The sequence below is a fragment of the Mycobacterium sp. genome, from assembly GCF_035653355.1.
Taxonomy (GTDB): Bacteria; Actinomycetota; Actinomycetes; order Mycobacteriales; family Mycobacteriaceae; genus Mycobacterium.
Genome location: NZ_DASRBZ010000279.1, coordinates 1 through 5,784, shown reverse-complemented (window position 1 = coordinate 5,784; position 5,784 = coordinate 1). Strand labels below are relative to the sequence as shown.

The following is a 5,784-nucleotide window of genomic DNA, read 5'->3' as shown; positions in this document are numbered from 1 at the left end:
CGCGCCCCGGCCGGTCAGAAAGTAAAACCGCGACCCGGACACCTTGGCGCCGCGCGCCATGTCGATGAGGCCCAGCGATTCGCCGATTTCCAAGTGGTCCCGGGGGTTTTCGATGCCCGCCGGCTCCCCGACGACGTCTAGGACCGCGTAGTCGTCCTCTCCCCCGGCCGGCACGCCCTCGATGATGACGTTGGGGATCGCCATGTGCGCCGCGGTGAACGCCGCCTCGGCGTCGGCCTGCTCAGACTCGACGGCCTTGACTTGCTCGGCCAGGTCTTTGGCCCGCTCCAACAGCGCCGGGCGGTCCTCAGCGGATGCGGCGCCTACCTTCTTGCTGGCGGCCTTCTGCTCCGCGCGTAGCGAATCGGCCCGCGCGATCGCCGCGCGCCGGGCCGTATCGGCGGCCAGCAACGCGTCCACAATTGCCGGATCCTCGCCGCGGCTGATCTGGGAGCGGCGTACAGCGTCGGGATCGTCGCGCAGAAGTCTCAGGTCGATCACGCCCTGACCCTACTTTTGCTCACGCCGGCGAACATCTAGCGGGCAACCCGGTCGACTCCCCACCACAACTGCACCATAAGTAACACCGTTCGCTGCGTATGGCGGCGCCTGTCAGAATGGAGCGGATGCTAGACGCACCTGAGCGGGAACACCCGCCCGCCGAGCAGCCAAAACACTGGCTGGCACGACTCGACTGGCTGCACAGTTTGCACGCCACGTCGACCAGGCGCGCACTGCTACTGACCGCTCTCGGTGGCCTACTCATCGCCGGAATTGTCACCGTCGCGCCCATCGGCGGTAGCCGGCCCGGCCGGCTGGCCGGTTACATCGACCCGGTGCCGAGCACCGGCGCGAAAGGCAACGAAGCGTTCAACCACGCCGCTGCCGGTAACTGCCTGATGTGGCCGGAGCGGATGCCTGAGGCCGCGACCATCGTCGACTGCAAAGACGAGCACCGGTTCGAGGTCGCCGAGTCCATCGACATGCGCACCTTCCCCGGTTCGGAATACGGGCCCGACGCCGCCCCGCCGTCGGCCGCGCGCATCGAACAGATCAGCCAGGAGCAGTGCGAAGCCGCCGTGCGCCGCTACCTCGGCACCCGGTTCGACCCCAACAGCAAGTTCAGCATCAGCATGCTGTGGTCCGGTGACCGGGCGTGGCGCCAGTCCGGTGAACGCCGCATGCTATGCGGGCTGCAGCTGCCCGGCGCCGACAACCAGCAGGTCGCGTTCAAAGGCAAGGTCGCCGACCTCGACCAGTCCAAGGTCTGGCCGGCTGGCACGTGCCTGGGTATCGACCTGTCCGCCAACCAGCCGACCGACGTCCCGGTCGACTGCGCGGCACCGCACGCCATGGAAGTCACCGGCACCGTCAACCTGGCCGAGAAGTTCCACGACGCGCTGCCGCCGGAGCCCGAACAGGACACCTACATCAAGGACACCTGCACCCGGCTCACCGACGCGTACCTGGCGCCGGTCCAGTTGCGCACCACCACGCTGACGCTCATCTACAGCACGATCTCGTTGCCGAGCTGGTCGGCCGGCAGCCACGAAGTCGCCTGCAGCATCGGCGCGACGCTGGGCAACGGCGGCTGGGCGACGCTGCTGAACAGCGCCAAGGGGCCGCTGCTGATCAACGGTCAGCCACCGGTCCCGCCGCCGGATATCCCACCGGAGCGGCTCAACCTCCCGCCGATCTCCGGGTCGCCGCCCGCCGCCAGTGCGCCGTCACCGGCGTCCCCGGCCACGCCGACGACGCAGCAACGGCAGGGCAATCAGCATCTTCCCAACCAGCCTGCCGCCCCGCCCGAGCCGCCGGCCAACCAGGCACCGGCCGCGCCCGCTAACCCGCCGCCGGCAGCGCCCGCCAATCCGCCGCCAGCACCGCCGCCGGAAGCACCGCCACCGCCCCCGGCTCCCGAGGCGCCGCCACCACCTGCGCCGGAAGCACCGCCGCCACCGCCGCCTGCCCAGCCCGCGCCGGGAGGCTAGCCGGGTGGCCGTGCGGATGGACCCGCAACGGTTCGACGAACTGGTGTCTGACGCGCTCGACGCGATCCCTCCGGAACTCGCGGCGGTCATGGACAACGTCGTCGTCCTGGTCGCCGACCGCCATCCCGACGACCCCGGCCTGCTCGGCCTCTATGAGGGTGTGGCGCTGACCGAGCGCGACTCGAACTACGCCGGATCGCTGCCGGACGCCATCACGATCTACCGCGGCGCGCTGCTGGACATCTGCGACAGCGACGACGAGGTGGTCGACGAGGTGAAGGTCACGGTGATCCACGAGATCGCGCACCACTTCGGGATCGACGACGACCGGCTGCACGAATTGGGTTGGGCTTAAACAACCGCCACTTCGGGCGTGGCATCGCCGGGTTTGTCGGCGCACAGTGCTAAGAACGGCCCATGAGCACAACCTGCCGCGACTGCCGGGCAGGCTTGGATCACTGCCACGGCACCGTCATTCGTCATTCGCTGCGCCGCTCAGAGTGCACCGAGGACGGCTGCACCAGCCCGGAGCTGCTGCCGCATGACTTCGTGGTCGACTGCGATGCCGTCGGCTGCGCGTGTGGTGAACCGGCCGCGCTGGCCGTCGCTATCTGATCCCCGCTAGCCCATTGGGTCGGTGCTGGAGCGCACCGCGTCCGCGATAGGGGTGGGCTCCGGCTCGGGATAGAACGGCGGGGTCTGGTCGGCCCACCGCACACAACTCCACCGCCCGTCGGTGATCGGGGCCAGGACCACCGCCTCGGTGTTGCCCAGATGGTGGTCGACGACGAAGCTGCCGTCGACTCCGGCCAACACCGCAGCGGCCAGCCGGATCGCGGCGCCGTGGCTCACGACGACGATGTCGTCGGTCCAGTCGTCCCTGTCGAGGTAGCGCAGCCGCAAGTCGGTGAGCACCGGCACATAGCGATCCAGGACTTGGTTGCCGGTCTCGCCGCCAGGTAGCGGCACGTCGAGCTCGCCTTCATGCCAGCGCTGGTAGATGGCGTTGAACTCGGCGATCGCTTCGTCGTCGCTGCGGTTTTCCAGCTCGCCGACCTGCACCTCGTGGATGCCTTCGACTTCGCGGGCCGGCATGGTCCATTCGGCGCTTAGCACCGCCGCCGTCTCGCCCGCCCGGGTTGCCACCGAGTGCATCAACATCGCCGGTCGGGTCGCGCCGCTTCGCGCGAAACCCCTGGCCTGATCGCGCCCCAACGGTGTCAGCCCCGCTCCGGGCGGGCGGGTGTCCAGCCGGCGCTCGAGGTTGCCGTAGGACTGGCCGTGCCGCACCAGCACCAGCCGACCACTCATCGACCGAACCCCTCGACCGGCTTGCCTTCGCGCACCCGCGCCAACCACCGCGCCGCCTCGTCGCAATCCGGTGGCAGCGCACCGGCTGGCGAGCCCGTCGGCCACGAACCCAGATACCGCACGTCGGCGCAGCGGCGGTACAACGCCTTGAGCGCTTCGGCGACGGCGCTGTCGTGGATGTGGCCCACGCAGTCCAAAAAGAACATGTAAGTGCCCAATTCGGTTCGGGTGGGACGGGATTCGATGCGGGTGAGGTCGATGTCGCGGATGCCCACTTCTGTCAGCGCGGACACCAGCGCACCGGGCACGTTGTCGATGCGTAATACCACCGAGGTCCGATCGGCGCCGGTGCGGGGCGGCGGCGGTCCCGGCGGCCCGACGAGGACGAAGCGGGTGCGCGCGTTGGGTTCGTCGACGACACCTTGGGCCAGCGCCGCCAGGCCGAGGTGCTCGGCGGCCAGCGCTGTGCTCACCGCGGCGTCGACGCCGCCGTCGGCGACTTGCTGCGCAGCCTCGGCGTTCGAGTTCGCCGGCCGCAGTTCGGCGCCGGGCAGGTTCGCCGCCAGCCACCGCCGTACCTGTGCCGCGGCCGTCGGGAAGGCGGCCAGCGTGCGGACCTCGGCGGCGCTGCGACCGGGCTTCACGGCGATCGTGAAAGCCACATCGAGCGTCACCTCGGCGAACACCTGCAGTGGCGAGCCGCTCGCCAGGCTGTCCAATGTGGGCGCCACCGACCCGTCGATCGAGTTCTCGATCGGCACGCACGCGTAATCGGCCGCGCCGTCCCGGACACGGTCGAGTGCCGCCGGTGTGCTGTCAACGGGCAACGGCCGCAAGGTCTCTGGATCATGGTCGGGGACCAAGCGGGCTGCAGCCATCTGTCGCAGCGCTGCTTCGGTGAACGTCCCTTCCGGACCGAGGTAAGCGATGCGGGCCACGATCAAACACTATCCGGTCTCGGGTCTTGCGGAGCCCCGCGCAGGTTAGTTAAGTTAGGCTTACCTTAGTCGCCTAGGAGGCTCGATGACCGCTGCCAGCATTGCGCCGACGACCGCAGAGCGGATCCGGAGTACCTGCGCACGAGCTGGGGGCGCGCTGCTGGCGGTCGAGGGTGCCGACCCGGTCACCACTCCCCTGCATCACCTGCTCGACGACGGCTCCATCGCCGTCGCAGTGCCGCTGAACGCCCCTGCCTGCGGCGGCAGGCAAGCCGTGCTGGAGTTGGCCGACTATGCGCCATTGCCGTTGCGCGAACCGGTGCGCGCGCTGGTCTGGATGCGCGGACGCCTGCGGTCCGTACCGCCGGCCGCGGTGGGCCCGCTGCTCGACAGGATCGCCGCCGAGGACCCCAACCCGGCGCTGCTGCAAATCCAGACCCCGGCCTCAAAACCGAGCGGCGACGACACCCGCTACGCGTTACTGCGCCTGCAGATCGATTCGGTGGTGGTGACCGACGCCTCCGGGGCCGAGTCCGTCGAGGTTGCGGCCCTGCTGGCGGCCCGGCCGGACCCGTTTTGCGCGATGGAGTCCTGCTGGCTGCGGCATCTGGATAGCGCTCATCGCGATGTGGTCGCGCGGCTGGCATCTAAGCTGCCCGCGCCGCTTCGGCGCGGGCAGGTGCGTCCATTGGGATTGGACCGCTACGGCGTGCGCCTGCGGGTGGAAACTGCCGACGGCGACCGTGACGTCCGCCTGCCGTTCCGCAAGCCGGTTGACGACGTGACCGGCCTGAGCCAAGCCATCCGACTGCTGATGGGTTGCCCGTTCGCCAACGGCCTGCGCGCCCGCCACTTCTGACGCAGCGCTGCGGTTACCGTGTCGGGGTGAGCGCGCCGGAGACTGAGCTGCTGCAGCGCCGCGCGCTGGGCATCGAAGTTGCCGTCGTGTTGAGCGTCACGTTCGGGCTCAGCGCCGTCACCGCGATCCTAGAGCTCGCCGATTCGGTGCTGCGCAATCTGAGCAAGCAGCGGATTCCGCTGAACCCCAAGCGGTCTTACTTCGACCTGATCGACCTCGGGCTCAACGTCGCGCTCGCCGCCCAGCTGATCGCATGGGGCGCGCTAGCCCTTTATCTGTTGTGGCGCAGCGGTTTTAGCCCTGCGCGGATCGGGCTGGGCCGGTTTCGCTGGCGCGCCGACCTCCTCGGCGGCATCGGGCTGGCACTTTTGATCGGCGTACCGGGCCTGGCGCTGTATCTATTGGCCCGCAAGCTGGGGCTCAACGCATCGGTGGTCCCGTCGAGCCTCAGGGACACCTGGTGGCGTATCCCGATGCTGGTGGTGAGCGCCTTCGCCAACGGCTGGGCCGAAGAGGTCGTCGTCGTCGGCTACCTGCTGACCCGGTTGCGGCAACTGGGTATCGCCCCACGCGTCGCGGTGGGCTGCTCAAGCCTGCTGCGCGGCGCCTACCACCTCTACCAGGGCTTCGGCGCCGGGCTCGGCAATTTCGCGATGGGCCTGGTCTTCGGGTACACGTGGCAGCG

The 5,784-nt window shown here is 69.4% G+C and carries 7 protein-coding genes and 1 pseudogene; 5 read left to right on the top strand and 3 right to left on the bottom strand.

What is annotated here, in order from left to right; all coding sequences use genetic code 11:
- Positions 1-501: pseudogene (locus VFA16_RS09645) on the bottom strand (serine--tRNA ligase); the annotation flags it as partial.
- Positions 502-617: 116 nt separating this feature from the next.
- On the opposite strand from VFA16_RS09645, the gene VFA16_RS09640 reads away from it, so the two are divergent.
- The 3 genes from VFA16_RS09640 (at position 618) to VFA16_RS09630 (ending at position 2,606) form a co-directional block, all read left to right on the top strand.
- A complete protein-coding gene (locus VFA16_RS09640; protein ID WP_324967594.1) occupies positions 618-1,991 on the top strand; it encodes a septum formation family protein in 1,374 nt (457 codons plus the stop codon).
- 4 nt (positions 1,992-1,995) lie between these two features.
- Positions 1,996-2,346 (top strand): metallopeptidase family protein, encoded by a 351-nt coding sequence (locus VFA16_RS09635; RefSeq protein ID WP_324967593.1) that lies wholly within the window; start codon positions 1,996-1,998, stop codon positions 2,344-2,346.
- 62 nt (positions 2,347-2,408) lie between these two features.
- On the top strand, positions 2,409-2,606 hold the full coding sequence (locus VFA16_RS09630) for a hypothetical protein (protein ID WP_324967592.1): 198 nt from the start codon (positions 2,409-2,411) through the stop codon (positions 2,604-2,606).
- Between the two features lie 6 nt (positions 2,607-2,612).
- Here the strand turns inward: VFA16_RS09630 and VFA16_RS09625 are convergent, their stop codons facing one another.
- On the bottom strand, positions 2,613-3,302 hold the full coding sequence (locus VFA16_RS09625) for a histidine phosphatase family protein (RefSeq protein WP_324967591.1): 690 nt from the start codon (positions 3,300-3,302) through the stop codon (positions 2,613-2,615).
- Positions 3,299-4,240: a prephenate dehydratase gene (pheA, locus tag VFA16_RS09620; RefSeq protein ID WP_324967590.1), complete on the bottom strand. Its 942-nt coding sequence runs from the start codon at positions 4,238-4,240 to the stop codon at positions 3,299-3,301. The genes VFA16_RS09625 and pheA overlap by 4 nt, the downstream gene beginning before the upstream one ends.
- A gap of 85 nt (positions 4,241-4,325) precedes the next feature.
- Here pheA and VFA16_RS09615 point away from each other — a divergent pair, with 85 nt between their 5' ends.
- Both VFA16_RS09615 and VFA16_RS09610 read left to right on the top strand, forming a co-directional pair.
- Positions 4,326-5,099 carry a DUF2470 domain-containing protein gene (locus VFA16_RS09615; RefSeq protein ID WP_324967589.1) on the top strand — a complete coding sequence of 258 codons (774 nt, stop codon included), beginning with the start codon at positions 4,326-4,328 and terminating at the stop codon, positions 5,097-5,099.
- Between the two features lie 26 nt (positions 5,100-5,125).
- Positions 5,126-5,784: type II CAAX endopeptidase family protein (locus VFA16_RS09610; protein WP_324967588.1), on the top strand; the 659-nt coding region annotated here is incomplete at its 3' end.

Excerpts from the sequence above, each read along its gene's own strand:
- VFA16_RS09615 (WP_324967589.1), top strand. The coding sequence starts at position 4,326 with ATGACCGCTGCCAGCATTGCGCCGACGACCGCAGAGCGGATCCGGAGT.
- VFA16_RS09630 (WP_324967592.1), top strand. The coding sequence starts at position 2,409 with ATGAGCACAACCTGCCGCGACTGCCGGGCAGGCTTGGATCACTGCCAC.
- VFA16_RS09640 (WP_324967594.1), top strand. The coding sequence starts at position 618 with ATGGAGCGGATGCTAGACGCACCTGAGCGGGAACACCCGCCCGCCGAG.
- VFA16_RS09625 (WP_324967591.1), bottom strand. The coding sequence starts at position 3,302 with ATGAGTGGTCGGCTGGTGCTGGTGCGGCACGGCCAGTCCTACGGCAAC.